Origin of the sequence: Leptospira selangorensis (genome assembly GCF_004769405.1) — a bacterium.
Taxonomy (GTDB): Bacteria; Spirochaetota; Leptospiria; order Leptospirales; family Leptospiraceae; genus Leptospira_B; species Leptospira_B selangorensis.
This window is the reverse complement of record NZ_RQES01000010.1, coordinates 65792-81298: the sequence shown is the minus strand read 5'-3', so window position 1 is coordinate 81298 and position 15507 is coordinate 65792. Positions and strand designations below refer to the sequence as shown.

16 protein-coding genes are annotated in these 15507 nt (G+C 39.9%); 8 read left to right on the top strand and 8 right to left on the bottom strand.

Translation table 11 applies throughout. The features are described from left to right. The first annotated feature begins 11 nt into the window (after positions 1–11). The 4 genes from EHO58_RS05995 to EHO58_RS05980 all read left to right on the top strand — a co-directional run bounded on the left by EHO58_RS05995 (position 12) and on the right by EHO58_RS05980 (position 3740). Positions 12–1925, top strand: coding sequence for a B12-binding domain-containing radical SAM protein (locus EHO58_RS05995; protein WP_135679281.1), 1914 nt, complete (start codon positions 12–14; stop codon positions 1923–1925). Between the two features lie 134 nt (positions 1926–2059). Further along, a complete protein-coding gene (locus EHO58_RS05990) occupies positions 2060–2635 on the top strand; it encodes a hemerythrin domain-containing protein (RefSeq protein ID WP_135679280.1) in 576 nt (191 codons plus the stop codon). 72 nt (positions 2636–2707) lie between these two features. Then, a complete protein-coding gene (locus EHO58_RS05985; protein WP_135679278.1) occupies positions 2708–2989 on the top strand; it encodes a helix-hairpin-helix domain-containing protein in 282 nt (93 codons plus the stop codon). Position 2990: 1 nt separating this feature from the next. Next, on the top strand, positions 2991–3740 hold the full coding sequence (locus tag EHO58_RS05980; protein WP_244241083.1) for a helix-turn-helix domain-containing protein: 750 nt from the start codon (positions 2991–2993) through the stop codon (positions 3738–3740). Here the strand turns inward: EHO58_RS05980 and EHO58_RS05975 are convergent. The 3 genes from EHO58_RS05975 to galK all read right to left on the bottom strand — a co-directional run bounded on the left by EHO58_RS05975 (position 3730) and on the right by galK (position 6032). Then, entirely contained in the window at positions 3730–4350 is a 621-nt protein-coding gene (locus EHO58_RS05975; RefSeq protein ID WP_135628387.1) for a uracil-DNA glycosylase family protein, read from the bottom strand. The two genes, EHO58_RS05980 and EHO58_RS05975, sit on opposite strands and share 11 nt — an antisense overlap. A gap of 10 nt (positions 4351–4360) precedes the next feature. Next, positions 4361–4780 (bottom strand): STAS domain-containing protein, encoded by a 420-nt coding sequence (locus tag EHO58_RS05970; RefSeq protein ID WP_086448095.1) that lies wholly within the window; start codon positions 4778–4780, stop codon positions 4361–4363. Positions 4781–4868: 88 nt separating this feature from the next. Continuing rightward, a complete protein-coding gene (gene galK, locus EHO58_RS05965) occupies positions 4869–6032 on the bottom strand; it encodes a galactokinase (RefSeq protein WP_135679275.1) in 1164 nt (387 codons plus the stop codon). A 135-nt stretch (positions 6033–6167) separates the two neighbouring features. Here galK and EHO58_RS05960 point away from each other — a divergent pair, with 135 nt between their 5' ends. The 3 genes from EHO58_RS05960 (at position 6168) to EHO58_RS05945 (ending at position 9748) form a co-directional block, all read left to right on the top strand. Beyond that, positions 6168–7508: a glucose-6-phosphate isomerase gene (locus tag EHO58_RS05960; protein ID WP_135679272.1), complete on the top strand. Its 1341-nt coding sequence runs from the start codon at positions 6168–6170 to the stop codon at positions 7506–7508. Positions 7509–8205: 697 nt separating this feature from the next. Continuing rightward, a complete protein-coding gene (locus EHO58_RS05950; protein WP_135628391.1) occupies positions 8206–9105 on the top strand; it encodes a hypothetical protein in 900 nt (299 codons plus the stop codon). A gap of 31 nt (positions 9106–9136) precedes the next feature. Continuing rightward, complete coding sequence (locus EHO58_RS05945; protein ID WP_135679268.1) at positions 9137–9748, top strand: GNAT family N-acetyltransferase; 612 nt, start codon at positions 9137–9139, stop codon at positions 9746–9748. 12 nt (positions 9749–9760) lie between these two features. Here the strand turns inward: EHO58_RS05945 and EHO58_RS05940 are convergent, their stop codons facing one another. Further along, entirely contained in the window at positions 9761–10339 is a 579-nt protein-coding gene (locus EHO58_RS05940) for an ATP-dependent Clp protease proteolytic subunit (RefSeq protein WP_086448101.1), read from the bottom strand. A gap of 12 nt (positions 10340–10351) precedes the next feature. Beyond that, entirely contained in the window at positions 10352–10918 is a 567-nt protein-coding gene (locus EHO58_RS05935; RefSeq protein WP_135628394.1) for an RNA polymerase sigma factor, read from the bottom strand. A 599-nt stretch (positions 10919–11517) separates the two neighbouring features. Here EHO58_RS05935 and EHO58_RS05930 point away from each other — a divergent pair. After that, positions 11518–12246, top strand: coding sequence for a YqjF family protein (locus tag EHO58_RS05930; protein ID WP_167483194.1), 729 nt, complete (start codon positions 11518–11520; stop codon positions 12244–12246). Here the strand turns inward: EHO58_RS05930 and EHO58_RS05925 are convergent. From EHO58_RS05925 to EHO58_RS05915, 3 genes are read right to left on the bottom strand one after another with little or no spacing between them, the layout of a single operon-like run. Next, positions 12243–12968 (bottom strand): NTP transferase domain-containing protein, encoded by a 726-nt coding sequence (locus EHO58_RS05925; protein WP_135679265.1) that lies wholly within the window; start codon positions 12966–12968, stop codon positions 12243–12245. The two genes, EHO58_RS05930 and EHO58_RS05925, sit on opposite strands and share 4 nt — an antisense overlap. 1 nt (position 12969) lies before the next feature. Beyond that, on the bottom strand, positions 12970–13959 hold the full coding sequence (locus tag EHO58_RS05920; RefSeq protein WP_135628396.1) for a phosphotransferase: 990 nt from the start codon (positions 13957–13959) through the stop codon (positions 12970–12972). An 18-nt stretch (positions 13960–13977) separates the two neighbouring features. Continuing rightward, a complete protein-coding gene (locus EHO58_RS05915; protein ID WP_135679263.1) occupies positions 13978–15489 on the bottom strand; it encodes a hybrid sensor histidine kinase/response regulator in 1512 nt (503 codons plus the stop codon). Positions 15490–15507: the final 18 nt, after the last annotated feature.

The following is a 15507-nucleotide window of genomic DNA, read 5'->3' as shown; positions in this document are numbered from 1 at the left end:
TAAGACTTCTTATGGCAAAGTTAAAATTAGTACAATTGCCTGTTCCTCCTCCTACAGCCTTTGCGGCTACAGGAAATGTCCCATTGGCTGCCGGCTGTTTGGCTGTTTCCGCTCGGGAGAATGGCCTGGAAAAAAAAGGTCTGGAGTTAGAAGTCCTAGATCCAGATATCACTGATAAAGAAGGTGATAGCCAACTTGCAGACAGGATCGCAAAGGATGAGCCTGAGTTTTTGGGTTTCTCACTTTATCTTTGGAATACCGAAAGAAGTCTTCATCTCGCAAAAGAAGTAAAACGTAGATCTCCATCCACTAAGATACTCATTGGTGGACCTGAAGTGAATCCGGACAATCCGTTCGTTCTCTCCGAAACAGGTTATGATATAGCAGTTTCGGGAGAAGCAGAGCATACATTCTTTGCTCTTATGGACACTCTTCTTAAAAAAGAAGATCCTAGAAAATTACCGAATATCGCAGTCAGAGAACTAGATGGAAAAATGGGAATGTTTTCTAAAGAAGAGAATGCTTCCTTTCCGCTGACTAGCTATCCTTCTCCTTATTTACAAGGGTTTGTACCGGTGGATCCTGCAAGATCTACTTATTTGGAAACTGTAAGAGGATGTAGATCCCAATGCACTTATTGTTTTTATCCTAAGAGTAGCAATGTATTAAGAACTTTAGATATACCTGAAACGATTAAACTTCTATCAAGTTTGAAAGATAAAGGAGCCAAAGAATTAGTATTCTTAGATCCGACATTCAATCATAGACCGGGCTTCGAAGAATTTTTAGATGCGATCATAGATGTGAACTCGGACAGATCCATGACTATGTTCGGAGAATTAAGATCCGAAGGAATTACGGAAAAGATAGCGGACAAACTTGCATTGGCCGGTTTTAATCGGATAGAACTCGGTATGCAATCCATCAATAAGGAAACTTTAAAACGTGTAAAACGTTTTGGGAGTCCTGAAAAAGTGGCCGAGGCCGCTAGAATGTTGGCTGATAGAGGAATTGAACTCCTGCTCGATTTGATTATCGGACTTCCTGGAGATACTCCGGACGATGTGATGGAAGGGATCGAATTCTTCTATGGACATGGACTGGGAGAATGGGTCCAAGTATTTCCGTTATCCATTTTGCCTGGGACCGCGATGAGAAAAGATGCAGAGTCGGAAGGTTTGGTATATCTTCCTAAACCTCCTTATAGAGTCATCCGAACTCCTAATTTTAGTGCAGAAGCACTTAGCTCTACATTATTCCGTTCAGAAGATAGATTGGATAGAAGGTTGGATGAAACTCCTCGAAGCCTATTGTCCGATCCTGATCCTTCAGTTTCAGATATATTCTCCTTTTCTCCAGGGCTTGCCGAAAAATTCGGATTGGAAGATTTTTCAATCTCAGGCGCAAGGCACGTTTCTATCTGGTGGAGAGGAGATAATTTAGAAAAATCTAAAAAAGAATTCTTTGATAGATTGAATTATAGATTCACCAAAGATCCTTTTGCAGTCACTGATCTAGTTTTATATCCTAAAACTTCTTTCGATCCTGACTTGATTACAGAGATCATGGAAGAATTTTCCAAGGTGCCGGCTTCCTATCTTTCTCGTACACTTGCTCACCGAGGAGAGAACATGCTTCATCGGATCGTTCTTGTTCTTCCTCATGGGATTTCTTTTCCGTTAGAATGGGTTTCCGAGATTAGGGAATATATTCCTGTTTTCCAAGAAATGGAATGGGAAGAAGCAGCCCAAAAATCAGTAGAACTCGGAGGAGAATTCCCGGGAGCTAGGATCATTTCTAAAAATGAGAATACCTCTGCGTGGAAAATCCTAAAAGAAAATGCAGATCCTGAATCCGTAACGTTTGCAGATAGAGTTTTAGAAAAACGCTGGTGTTGGGAAGTTTTAGGTTATTCTGAAAAATAGAATTTATACTAAATAATCCGATTTATACAATACTTAGATTCTTCTGTAGTTTTTCAAAAAATCGACTCCTGACGATTTTATACAATTTTTCTCCCATGTTTACGGTTAGGATCTCTCCATTACTGGAGAATGAAATGTTGAACAACCGTAAAAAAGTATACGATTTCCCTCATAAAGCAATCCGTTATGGGATCTCGAAATTAGTACAAGAATCAGGCAGGACTGATTACTCGGATCCAAAAGATGTACTCCAACTTTTAGAATTAGGAAAAGAGATCTTTTTAATGTTAAAAATCCATGCAAGAGATGAGGAAGGGGTGAGTCTGAAACATTTAGAAGAAAAAGATCCTCAAACTTCTCTCAAAGATAAAGAAGAGCATAAATATCTGGAAGAAAAAATAGAAGAACTGGAATTTCTTTTAGATCGGATCAAAGAAGAAGGTGAACAGGCTCAGTCGATTTCCGAAGAATTTTATATAAAACTAATTCGTTTCCAAACGGATTACTTCTCCCATATGACTAGAGAAGAAGAGGAAACTCAAATTAGATTACATTTGTACTTTTCAGATGCTGAATTAGATGAACACCAAAAAGAGATTATGAGTTCTCTGGGTGGAGATGAACTGAAAATTTGGGCAAAATATCTAATCCCAAATGTTCCAACCCCGATCAAAAATAGATTCGAAGAAATGTTAAAAACTTTCTCCTGAACTACGGTATTGGTTTATAATAAACCGAGTAACTCACTTGATTTTTGGGCGGAATTCCTGTAAGATCTTTCTATGAAGTCGGATAAATCCGAGGTATTAAAAGAATTCCGCACTCTCCCCGGAGTGGGCAAGGTAATCGCAGAGGATCTCTGGAATTTGGGGGTTCGTAGTAAATTAGAACTCGCAAAATTGGATCCTGAAAAATTATACGAAGAAATTTGCGAATACCAAGGTACTAAAGTAGATCCATGTATGCTGTACGTATTTCGTTGTGCAGTATACGTTTCAGCGACTCCCGATCCTGAACCGGAAAAAATGAAATGGTGGTTCTGGAAGGACAAACAGCTTGCCTGATATGATCCGAATTTCCTGGAGTCATAAAGAATCTCCCGAAACTTATACGGTTCTTCCTGGAGAAGAATGTGTAATTGGAGTTCAAATCAAGGGAAAAATTTCCTTAGGCTCAGGCAAACAATCTAAAACTCTTGCGAAGGCTGGGATTACCGGGATCTTAAGAGGACCAAGAACTTTCATCTCCGAAAAAGATACAAAATCACTTTTAGTTTATATTTCCCCCTTAGTTCTTTCCAGAATGATCTCTGTTCCAATGGACCAGATCAGCGATTCAAGTTTATCTTTAGAGGATCTGTTTTCCAAAGAGTCGATCTCTGGATTGATTGCAGACTGCGAAGAAGCAGATTGGAAAGGGGAGGAGGCCTCTCTTACCTTGGAAAAATTTCGGAACCTTCTTCCTATAAAAGAAGAAAAAGAAAAATTCTTACCGGAAGCGGTTCGAAGGATCAAATCCTCACTCGGAGAGATAGGGATCAAAGGTTTGGCAGAAGATCTTGGTATAAGCCAAAGCAGTTTAGAAAGAGGTTTCAGGTCAAGAGTCGGTCTAAGTCCGAAAGAATATGCAGGACTTGTACGTTTCAGAAATATATTCAGATTTTATAATTCTTCTTCCAATCTTACCGAATTGGCATTAGAGGCCGGTTATTATGACCAAGCTCATTTTATCCGAGAATTTAGGAAGAAGACTGGCTTTAGCCCGAAACAATGGTTTCGCCAGAATATTAACTCCGGTTCAGATCTTATTTTTTAGAAAAGAATTCTCTTTTGACTGCGGGGTGTTTTCGGATCAGATCCAAGGATTTTGCGATCAGTATCTTAGCTTCCGGGGAATGATTCCAAACATTTAATCCGGATGGATGTGGTAACGGTATCCAATCTAATTCCACTCCGTAAAAATTTTTCTTAAACTTTTTACCGATGACATCATCTAGTTTATACTTTTGATTCTCCACCAATTGATCGATCGCGAGTTTGCCTATCGGAATGATCAACTCAGGCTGGTTGAATTCCACTTCGAAACGAATGTATCTGGAACAATTTTGTACTTCGAAAGGATTCGGCTTTCTATCTCCACTTTTTGCTTTGCCGGGAAAACATCTACAAACCGCAGCCATATTCACTTTGGATCTATAAACTTCTTCTTCTATCCCAATAGATAAAAACCATTTGAATAAAGTTTTACCCGCGGTGTATGCGAATGGTCTTCCGAATTTTTCTTCGTGGATGCCGGGGGCTTGGCCTATGCTCATAATTTTTGCGCCAGGAATTCCTCCTTGCACAGGATTGCCCACCATGTCCGGACAAAGTCTACAATGAAGTAATGTTTCTATATGTTTTTTAAATTTTTGAGAATCGGTCATCGCCAACGGGTCAAGGCGCTAAAAGTTTCCAAGCTTCTTTGGAAGTACTCCCTACTCGGATCAGACTTTTTAATTTGGTAAGTTCTAAAATTTTATTCACTTGAGAAGAAGGAGAGAAGACTGCGATGCCTCCCTTGCCACTCTTCACTAATCTGGAATGTGTCGCCATAAAAACTCCGAGCCCGGATGAATCTATATACTTCACATTTTCCATATTCACTAGAAGGTAAATGAACCCTCGATCGAGTAGATGAAAGAATCTTTCTTTCATGATCTGTGCAGAGTATAAATTGATCTCGCCAGAAATTTTCACGACCACTGCTTCCTTTGGAAGACCTTCCGGAATATTATCCTGATCTAGGAATACGCCCAGCTCGGGTGCGTCATGATCAAAATCTTTACTGTCCAGGTTCCAAGGAGTATCTGCCATAATTATTGTTCGCTTATTTTTACCGAATGCGAAGACTATCGAATTACTAGCCGTTTCTGCAAGGATTTTATCCCGTTTTTTAAACGATCTAAGAGTCTTCTCTTACTCCTTCTGAGATAGAGAATTTATAGATCTTTGCATTTAGTCCGAATTTTTGGAAATATTCCTTTTCTAATTTAGAAAATAAGTCAGAAGATCTGCCTTCTTTGTCCAGGACTAGAACACAACCTCCGAATCCTCCTCCTATCATTCTAGCGCCTAATACATTTTCAGAACGGAACCATTCTACTATATAATCCGTTTCTTCGCAGGAGACTTGAAAGTTTTTGGAGAGTGATTCGTGGCAAGAGAATAGTTCTTCCCCAACCTTCTCCGCATTTTTATCCTTTAAGGAGCGGATAACGTTTTGGGCTCTGGATCTTTCTCCTAAAATATGAGTGGCTCTTTTAAATTCGGAAGGAGTCAGCCCTGCCCTTTCAATTAGAAGGAAGTCTGCTTGGCTTAAAGTCCGGACTTCAGTCGAAAGTTTATTACATTTTGAAGTCGCAGATTCTACTTCCTTTCCTCTGTCATTGTATTCACTTTCCTTAAGACTATGTTTTACATTCGAATCGATGAGATAAAATTCGTAACCAGGAAGATCCAGACTATGGTAAGAATATTCCAGACTTTCCGTATTTAGAGAAATACAAGAAGAAAGTTTGGCCACTGCGATCACGAACTGATCCATGATCCCACAATTGACTCCTACAAAATTATTTTCTGCGGCTTGAGCGAGTAGCGCGATCTTCTCCTTTGTAATGTCCCAATTGAAAATTTTAGAAAGTGCATATGCGGTTCCAACTTCTACGGCCGCGGAAGAAGAAAGTCCGGCTCCTTGGGGAATGTTTCCTGTAAAAGCAAGATCGAAACCTTCTACCCTTAAATCTAATTTAAGAGCTTCCGATATAACTCCTAGAATATAATTTGCCCAAGGTTTTTTTTCGGAGTAGTTGAGATCGTTTGTTACAAATTCGGATTGGAAATCCAAGGAATATAATCTAAAAGTCCCAAGCCCATTTGTTCGGATCGCAAAATGTGTTCTGAAATTGATTGCAGCAGGAAATACAAGTCCTCCCGCATAGTCCACATGTTCTCCTATGATATTCACCCTGCCCGGGGCAGAGAAAAAACGAATTGGGCCAAGACTAGGCGCGTCTGGAAAAATTTCGGATAGAGAAGAAGAAAGATTCTCTCGGACAGAAAGAGTCATTCTGGAAAATAAAATCTAATACTGAATACTTACAAGGGATTTTGGAAAATTAGAACATTGAATTATTTCGTTTTTCCTTGCTATTCCAATTAACATAAGTAATTTGTCTCGGATGTCCGATTTTGAGGAATACCGATGGCCTTTTCTTTAGAAATAAACGATAGATTTGCCTCGGAGTTTGCAGATCCCAAAACCTACGAACTCTTATTAAAAGAGTCAGGCCTAAAATTACAAAATCTTCTCTCCGGAAAATCTCCTGGTTCCGAATTTTTGGGTTGGGTCCGACTTCCTCAAGAGATCCAAAGAACAGAATTAGAAAAAATTCATTCTGAAGCCCAAAGACTTAGAAAACAATCCGAGACTATTATTGTGATCGGGATTGGAGGTTCTTATTTAGGAGCCAAGGCGGTTATCGAAGCTTCAAAACCTTATTTCAAAACCCCAAGTTTAGGATCACCTGAGATCGTTTATGCGGGACATCACTTAGATGCACGTTATCATTCCGAACTTTTAGAATATTTAGAGAATAAAGAATTTTCAATCAACGTGGTTTCCAAGTCCGGAACTACTACCGAGCCTGCTCTGGCATTTCGTTTACTTTGGGATCTTGCCAAAAAAAAATACGGTGCCAAGGCAAAGGATAGGATAGTTGCAACAACCGACAGCTCCAAAGGTTCCTTGCGTAAGATGTCGGACGAGTTGGGATTTGCGACCTTCTCCATTCCGGATAACGTAGGTGGAAGATACTCGGTTTTAACGCCTGTCGGACTATTTCCGATTGCAGCCTCCGGAGTAGACATATTTTCATTTTGGGAAGGGTTCTCTGAGGCAGCCGACTTTTTGATTTCGGAAACTTCTCCGCATAAAAACCCTGCATGTATTTATTCGGCTTACAGAAATCTATTTTATAGATCCGGAAAGAAGATAGAAGTAATCGCAAATTATAATCCTTCTATCCGAACCCTTACCGAATGGTGGAAGCAATTGTTTGGAGAGAGCGAGGGCAAACAGGGTAAGGGTATTTTTCCTGCTTCTGTGGAATTGACTACCGATCTGCATTCTCTTGGGCAATATTTGCAGGAAGGGGAACGTAATATTTTCGAGACGGTTCTTTATTCCAAAAACACAGGAGCAAAAGTTTTGGTTCCGGAGGATGGCGATGATCTGGACGGGCTCAACTTTTTAGCTTCTAAAAATTTAGAAGAAGTAAACTTACAGGCATTCCTTGGTACCTTAGTAGCACATTCGGAAGGCGGAATACCATGTTTGGAGATTTTGTTTCCGGACACAGGACCTAAAAGTCTAGGCCAAATTATGTATTTTTTTGAATTAGCCTGCGGAGTTTCGGGGAATGTGCTGGGCGTAAACCCATTCGATCAGCCTGGAGTAGAGGCTTATAAGAAAAATATGTTCGCATTACTGGGGAAACCGGGTTTTGAAAATTTAAGAGAGTTTCTTCGCAAAAAAGGAGTCTAAGCTAAAAGATTTCTTTTTCGTTTATCATTTCGAAAAGGTTTTTCTAAAAGCTTGACAGAGTTTCATTCAGGTTTCGGATTAGATTCAGTATGGTCCTAAGAGGAAAAAAACTAAGGTTCGTCTCGGCTTCCTTAGCCTTAATTACTCTATTATTCTTTATCCATTCCGGACCATCCAACAGCCCTTATCCCGGGAAGAAGTCCGACCAATCACAAATAATCGTCGGACAAGAGACCGATATAGAAGAATTAAGCGATCTCGCCGAAACCTCCGATCCTTCGGAAACGGTTTGGGGAGATTTTTTAACTTCTGAGATAAACACTCCAGGTCTCTCTAACTCAAACCCTTCCCGCCAGGATAGGTTTCAATTCCAACACAATAAATTATTATCTCAGCATCTGTTGAATATTCCTCCACCATCTATCTCCTAATCTAAGTTTCGAAAGCCAGTCATGGCCCTAGCCGTACTCCGCTTTCAGCTAAGCGTTGTCTAGTCTTACGCTCAAAATAGAATTTTTGGAGATCACATCGTAATATTTTCCCATCCAATATAGCACCAATTTAGCCGGTCCCAGGTTTTGGGCTCAGGTTCTTCTCCGGGGACCGGTTTCTTTTTCAATCTCAGATCTATAAAAAAAGGCAGACAGGGACCTCAATCTCCCGATACTTTTGCGGGGAGCCAGAACTCCGTAAGCGGATGGAAATAGAATTAGCCAAAAAGGAACGTTTGGTCCGAGGAATGGAACTCGGAAAAAAGATCGTCCTTCATGGAGTGGTACTTTCCCAATATTATAAATCCAACGTGGAGAATTATCTACGTTTCTGCTTGGAATATTACCAAAAGACGGATATTCTTCCTCCTTCTCTTTCCCTCATTTATTCCCTATTAGAAATGGCCTTCAAAGAGAATTGTAGGAACTCCTACTTTATGGAGAAGGGCTGGGATCCTCTCAGCTCAGAATCATTAACCGAAAGAGAAGCCGAATTCGAGACTAGTTGGGACTTCTCAGATCCATTAAAATTAAGGAATAGATTAAAAGAAGAAGGTTCTATACTCAGGACCACCATCCACCATTCCGGTTCGGGGGTTTCCTTAGAGATCGCAAATTTAGCTCCGATTACTTCTGAAGCGGAAGAAGCACTAACCGAATATCTTTCCAGAGCAAAGTCCTACCAAGATCTTTCAGAATACTACGAAGATTATCCTTTCGACGAGGAAGGGAGAGAGATAGGGATCGCATTAGCAATATTACAATTTAAGGAAATAGGATTGGATCCGAATCTTCTTAGATTTGATACCATGGAAGGAGAACATGTCTTTAGATTAGAGATCAGTTTTGGCGAGGAATATCTTTCTCTTAGAACAAAATTGGAAAATGACGAAGATGTTCGACCTTTTCGTTTCCATTCCCAAGCCGAGAAGGAAGGAGAAACCATTTCCCCGTGGAAGATCTCCGTTTGTAAGATTTGCGGAAGAACTGTGGATGATAGGATCTTCTTTCATACCGTTCCTCCAGATGTGGTAGCAAAAGCGAAAGATCTTCCATTTACGGAAGAAATTTGTGCTTGGTGTTTATCAGGCTACCTGAAGTTATAAATCGGATCCCGATCCTTCTTATATTATAAACATGATTTCTTCGACATATTATCCTCCTAAACCTATACGTCTTTTGGGTGACCGTATTGAATTGGTCCCTCTTTCTTTAGAACATGCGGACGCGTTGACGGAAGCTCTTCATGACGGAGAACTCTGGAAATTATGGTACACTAATATTCCGGAACCTGAAGGAATGAAGGCCTGGATCCAAAAAGCGTTAGAAGAACAAGAAGCAGGTCTCTCTCTTCCATTTGCAGTGATCCGAAAAGAAGATTCAAAAATTTTAGGAACTACAAGATATTTGAATATAGAAAAGGATGCTCGCAGGTTGGAGATTGGAGCGACATGGTATCCTAAATCGGTCCAAAAAACTTTTGTGAATACGGAATGTAAACTTTTACTTTTGGAACATGCCTTCGAGACCTTGGGTTGTATCGCTGTGGAATTTAGGACCCATATTATGAATTTATCATCCAGAAAAGCGATTGAAAGATTGGGTGCAAAACAAGACGGGATACTTAGGAATCATAGGATCAGTAAAAACGGCGCCTTAAGAGACACCGTTGTTTACAGTATTACGAAAGAAGAATGGCCCACCGTCAGGGGAAATCTTTTGTTTAAACTAGGTAAACCTCAGGTTTAAACAAATTTAATATTATTTCCAGTTTTCTAAAACTCCGTCAATCACACCGTAAATTTGTGCCTCAGTTGGAGTAAGCCAAAGATCCCTATCAGTATCTCTTTCCACAACTTCCAAGGGTTGGCCGGTCCTTTCGGAAACGATACGATTGATCTCCTTCTTATCTCTTTCGATCATAGAAGCAAAAATCCCTATATCAGTCGCTTTTGCTTGGTAAGTTCCCGGAACATGAGGTTGGTGTAACATGATCCTACTATGCGGGAATGCGAATCTTTTACCTTTTGTTCCTGAAAGGAGAAGTAGTGCACCAAAACTTGCGGCCAATCCCATACAGACCGTGCTCACATCGTTCGGAATTAGATCCATAGTATCCAAAATAGACATACCGGAAGTATTCGCACCTCCGGGGCTATTGATCACAAGAGTGATATCCTTTTCCGGATCTTGATTAGAAAGATATAATAGACGTTCCACCACATATTTTGCAGAAGAATCATCCACCTGTCCCCAAAGAAAAATTTTTCTTTCTTTGAGTTGGTTGTCCTCCATACGGAGTCCGGGAAATTGGATCGGTTCTACTAAAGTATCAGTCATTCTATTCTCCAATCAGGAAGCGATTGCCATAGGTCCATGTAGGACTTCCAACCAATCTTTTCTGTCCGATTTATTCAAAAGTTGTCTGCGTAATAACTCTCTACTTCTTCTCAAACGGTTTTTCAAATTACCGATTGGGATCCCTGTTTTTTCAGTGATCTCTTCGTAGCTCATCTCGCCGAAGTATCTCAGGTTCAAAAGTTGTTTTTCTTCGTTAGGAAGTTCTTCCAATGCTTCCAAAACTTCTGTTCTCCAAGTATCTCCGGAGCGAGGAGCTGCCCTGGTGATCTCAGGATTTAACTCAGTACCGAGCAGATCTTTTTTTCTCAAGATACGATCCGAATGTTTCAGCACCAACCTTCTGAGTAAGAATGGAAATGCCTCCGGCTGCCTCAGGGATGGAAGAACTTTCCAAGCTTCTAAAAATACTTCTTGGCTTAGATCCTCTGCCTTGGATTGATCTCGGATCCTTTTGATAGCCTGACTACTGACGTATTTTTCGAAACGGGTCATCAACTCCGTCCAAGCCGGTTCTTCTCCTTTGGAAGCTTCTGTGACTAGTACTTTAAAATCGCGCATATCTGTTAGAGGGTCCCAGTTTCCATTTTGGGGTGTACGGATCTAAACTATTTTTGCATTTTTGGGACTACTGACCCTGGTCTAGATTTCGGAAATTTTGTTGTGATGCGCGATGTTGGAGTTCCTACAATCGCAAAACGGGGGCGACTCCTGACTTTGTCAGGACCGGGCTCTTCACTTCAATCAGCGAAGCACCATAACAAATTCGTTAATTTAAAACTTTTTTCCTTATAATGGCGCATCGCCGGATTTCCGCTGCGATCCCTGTCGCTTTAGTAGCTCTATGTTTCGAGTTTGTTCTCGGGCACTGGTAAAAGGCAACCGCAGGGTGGGGCCCACGTTTATTTCGTGTAGGAGTTCCTACATAGATTTAGGAAGGAGTGTTTTGTTGACGGAGGGAGGATTTTGTGATATGGGGAATGAGCTCTCCCACAAGCCACTCCCCCCAATCCCAAATGCAGGGTGGGGGCCACGTTTAATTCATGTAGGAGTTCCTACGAAATCCCGACTTTATTTTGATTCAAAACCTTTGCGGTCTTAGCGCCTTCGCGTAAAAATAAAGGATCGGCTAAATTGGCAAATTAGGAAAAGTTTAAAATATGAGAATCAGCTCCGAACATAGGCCTTGGCCAATTCCTAAACAAAGTTGGAGAATGAAACAGATTTGGCATGATCTATTATTCATTCATTGGCCTTTGCCTGTTTCCATGATCCGACCCTTCGTTCCTAAACGTTTGGAAATTGATACATTCGAAAACCGAACTTGGATTGGAGTAGTACCATTTCATATGAGTGGAATTCGAATGAGAGGATTACCTGTAATGCCGATTGCTTCTCGTTTTCCTGAAATTAATGTTAGAGTGTACGTTACTTTGGACGAAAAACCCGGAGTATATTTTTTCAGTTTAGACGCGGAAAGTTGGTTAGCAGTGAAGGTTGCAAGGGCTTTCTATCATCTTCCTTATTATCTGGCGAAATTTAAGGTTACTGAAAAGGGAAATAGAATTTCGTATCGGTCCCAAAGAACTTCTTCTAATCGCAGATTTTGTTTTCAGGCGGAATATGAACCGACTTCGGATGTTTTTGGGGCTAAGAAGGGAAGTATAGATTATTGGTTAACGGAAAGATACTGTTTGTATGCTAATAATAAAAATTCTTTATATAGATGCGAAATTTTGCATGAACCTTGGCCGTTACAAAAAGCGGATGCAAACATTATTCAGAATACAATGGCTGATCTAGATGGGATCCAACTCCCGGATATAGAACCATTATATCATTTTTCTAAAAAAATAGAAGTATTGACCTGGGGTTTAGAAAAAGTTTAAGAAAGAATTCTATTCCTAAACTCTATCCAATCGTTTGAAAGCCGGTCCGAAAAATCAGTATCTTTATATTTCTCATAAAACTGTTTTTCACCCAGATCCAGAAACGTACCTGGGAAAATTTTTCCACCCAAACGATTTTGAGCAGAAAGTTTACGAAATGTGTCTGCAAGATCATAAGGTTTGTTCGGTTCTAAATCGGAAAGACATTCTGCCTTCATCCAGGAAAGTCCCAGATAAAAATATCCTCCCGCCGTAAATCGAACCAAATCGTTATCCAAACTTAATCCTGTATAATTTGTATTTTCAGGAATTTTAGATAAATATAATATACAATCGAATTTTTCTTGGTCTTCTTTGTTTGGCCAAGGGTTAAAGTTTGGTTCTGGGAAAAGAATAAAATCAGGATTTAAGACCAAGAAGTTATCTTTCAGGCTCCAAAAATTTTCGATTCCTGTACGAATTCCTCCGCCGGTCCCCAAAATTTCAGGAGCTTCTAAGGAAAAGTGAAGTTGAAAGTCTTGAAAACCTTTTAACTTTTCCTGTATTTTTTCTCCGAAATAATGTAAGTTCAAGATCCCGTCATTTACTCCCCAGGATTTTGCGTGAAATAAGGAATAATAGATGAGAGGAATATTATTTATTTTTAAAAGAGGTTTAGGAAGAGATTTCGTCCATTCTCCCATTCTGGTCCCGAAACCTGCGCATGGAAAGAATGCCTTCATCCTAGAGTTTTTCCAAGAATAGGCTATTATCAGATAATTCTTTTTTTAGAAGATGAAAGAATAGGAATAGTTGGTCCGGGAAAAGTCCCACTTGCACGATCTCTAATAGATTATCCAAACAGCTTAATACACTTTGTCTGTATTTATCCTGTTTCTTTTCCGCTACCAACATAAAATAAGATCCAAGTGCCTTATAGGATCTTTGTAAACATTGTAGATAATAACATTCTCTTGGTTTTTTAAATCGATTATCGTTTAGTTTTAAGAAGAGCAGAAAAAGTCCCTGTCTCATCGCGAATGGGATCGGCCTATATGCATCGTATAATAGGCTCGCTATATCATAGAATGGAGTCCCCATTCTTGCATCCTGAAAATCGATCAGGGTTAATTCTCCGGAAGAAGAAAGCATGATGTTTCGAGCGTGAAAGTCCCTGTGACAGAATACCTTTTCTTTATATTCCGCTAAAAACCCGGAAGCTTCCTCCAGGAAAAAAACAACCTCAGGTCTGAGTTTGGTCTTAAGATTGAACATCTCGGAGAAGTTTGTATATGAAGAAAATGTAAACTTATTCTCGAAATTCAACTTTTCATAATCGAATTCACGAGTGGAAACGGGAGGTTCCGGTCTAGTCTTTTGAAGAGAGACCAATAATTCCAAAGATTTTACCAAGAAGGTTCTGTATTCCGCATCGTCTTGGATGGAACTTAGATCGGAATCTCCTTCGTCGGAAAGGAGCATTAGTTTATTGAATACGTCTGTCTTATATATTTTAGGGACTTTGAAGCCGTGGTGTTCTAAAAAATGTCCAACTTCTTGAAAGTCATGTTGAAAGACTTGGTCTTTACACAGGATCTTTGTGGCACCGTCAGGATAAATTGCACGATAATATCTGCGTGCGGATGCTTCCGGGTTGAGTGAGTCTATCTTTTCAGGAAACTTTCCGTCTATCGCAAGGAAGCGAAAATCTATCTCACTTAAAACTTCGTTCATAGCCACGTATGGCTAGTTCTACAATTTGTCCGGAAAGACCAAGCGGAATTCGGTGCCTTTTTCCGGCTCAGAATCGATTTCTATTCGTATCCCGAATACATCAGCGATCTCTTTTGCAACGAACATTCCAAGTCCTGTACCTTGGCCGGTTTTTTTGGTAGTGAAGTAGGGTTGAAAGATCTTATTCAAAATATCTTTGCTCATCCCGACCCCGTTATCCCTGATCTTGACCATAGGATGATGGTTTTTTTCGCCCACGGAGATCTCTATTCTTCCTTTATTCTCCGTTGCATCCGCAGAATTTAAAAAGATATTAGAGAATAAAAGGCTCAATTGATCAGCATTAGAATGTACTGCTGTTTTTTCGGGACTTCTATCGAATACAATCTCACAATATTTTAAACGAGTGGTCTTTCTAAAAACTTCTATGACGGATTCAACTACTTCGTTTAGATCCAAGTCTTCTTTGTCTCTACCTGAATCCCCCGGTTTTCCGAGTTGTAATAAGTTGAAAGTTAGGTTCTTTAATTTCGTGATCTGATTCCAAGTAACTGAAATTGCCTTATCTTTGATAGGCTCATCCGCATCAGGAAGTCTTGCTACTTCTATAAAACCTTGGATGGCAGTGAGTGCATTATTGATCTCATGGCCGATACTGGAAGCGATTGTAGTTAAGAATGCTCTTCTTTCGGCATCGATGAGTTTTTCAGAGATAATATTCTTTTGAGTAATATCTCTCGCGATACCGGTATAATAAGTTTTCCCGTTCAATTCGTATCTACATACGGAAATATCAAAATTAAATTTTTCTCCACTTCTGCTAATCAGTTCTGCATTATGTAATCTAGCGATATTATGATCCGATTTACGGCTCATCAAATGAGCGATTCTTTCCAGATACGCGCCAGTATTTTCATCAGAGATCAGAAGAGTGATTTTTTGCCCCACGATTTCATTTTCATCGTATCCGAAATTTCGGACGGTGGCTTCGTTTGCACCTCGGATAAGAAGGTCCTCATCGAGAGTGATCACACAATCCCCGGTAGTTTCTAAAATTAAACTATTACGATAATTTAAATCTTTGGATTGTTGTGCGAAATGAGTTTTTTCCCGGACCGCTTTTATGATCTTTTTAGATTTTCTATCCCTATCTTCTTTTTCTTTACGAGCATTCTCAAGTGCGGCTAAAATATTCTGACGACTGACAGGTTTGGAAATATAATCAAAAACCCTATTTCTAAGAGCTTCTTCTGCAGTATGGAGTTGGGGATTTCCTGTGATAAGTATGACCGGAATATTAGAATTATATTTTTTGATCTCTTTGGCGACTTCTATCCCGTCTTTGCCGCCCATTAGAATATCGGAAATTACAATATCTACTGCATGATCTCTAACGATTGTCATTGCAGACTCAAAGTCTTCCGCAAGAAAAACATGATATCCTTCTCGAGAGATTACACGTTCTAAAGCGGTTCTGATTTCCGCTTCGTCATCAATGATCAATACATTGGGATTTTTTTCCCTTGTCATAAAGTTTTAAAGAATAAG

Bases quoted from the DNA above. Each gene is read 5' to 3' on its own strand.
- EHO58_RS05995 (WP_135679281.1), top strand. From the start codon at position 12: ATGGCAAAGTTAAAATTAGTACAATTGCCTGTTCCTCCTCCTACAGCC.
- EHO58_RS05990 (WP_135679280.1), top strand. From the start codon at position 2,060: ATGTTGAACAACCGTAAAAAAGTATACGATTTCCCTCATAAAGCAATC.
- EHO58_RS05985 (WP_135679278.1), top strand. From the start codon at position 2,708: ATGAAGTCGGATAAATCCGAGGTATTAAAAGAATTCCGCACTCTCCCC.
- EHO58_RS05980 (WP_244241083.1), top strand. From the start codon at position 2,991: ATGATCCGAATTTCCTGGAGTCATAAAGAATCTCCCGAAACTTATACG.
- EHO58_RS05975 (WP_135628387.1), bottom strand. From the start codon at position 4,350: ATGACCGATTCTCAAAAATTTAAAAAACATATAGAAACATTACTTCAT.
- EHO58_RS05970 (WP_086448095.1), bottom strand. From the start codon at position 4,780: ATGGCAGATACTCCTTGGAACCTGGACAGTAAAGATTTTGATCATGAC.
- galK (WP_135679275.1), bottom strand. From the start codon at position 6,032: ATGACTCTTTCTGTCCGAGAGAATCTTTCTTCTTCTCTATCCGAAATT.
- EHO58_RS05960 (WP_135679272.1), top strand. From the start codon at position 6,168: ATGGCCTTTTCTTTAGAAATAAACGATAGATTTGCCTCGGAGTTTGCA.
- EHO58_RS05950 (WP_135628391.1), top strand. From the start codon at position 8,206: ATGGAAATAGAATTAGCCAAAAAGGAACGTTTGGTCCGAGGAATGGAA.
- EHO58_RS05945 (WP_135679268.1), top strand. From the start codon at position 9,137: ATGATTTCTTCGACATATTATCCTCCTAAACCTATACGTCTTTTGGGT.
- EHO58_RS05940 (WP_086448101.1), bottom strand. From the start codon at position 10,339: ATGACTGATACTTTAGTAGAACCGATCCAATTTCCCGGACTCCGTATG.
- EHO58_RS05935 (WP_135628394.1), bottom strand. From the start codon at position 10,918: ATGCGCGATTTTAAAGTACTAGTCACAGAAGCTTCCAAAGGAGAAGAA.
- EHO58_RS05930 (WP_167483194.1), top strand. From the start codon at position 11,518: ATGAGAATCAGCTCCGAACATAGGCCTTGGCCAATTCCTAAACAAAGT.
- EHO58_RS05925 (WP_135679265.1), bottom strand. From the start codon at position 12,968: ATGAAGGCATTCTTTCCATGCGCAGGTTTCGGGACCAGAATGGGAGAA.
- EHO58_RS05920 (WP_135628396.1), bottom strand. From the start codon at position 13,959: ATGAACGAAGTTTTAAGTGAGATAGATTTTCGCTTCCTTGCGATAGAC.
- EHO58_RS05915 (WP_135679263.1), bottom strand. From the start codon at position 15,489: ATGACAAGGGAAAAAAATCCCAATGTATTGATCATTGATGACGAAGCG.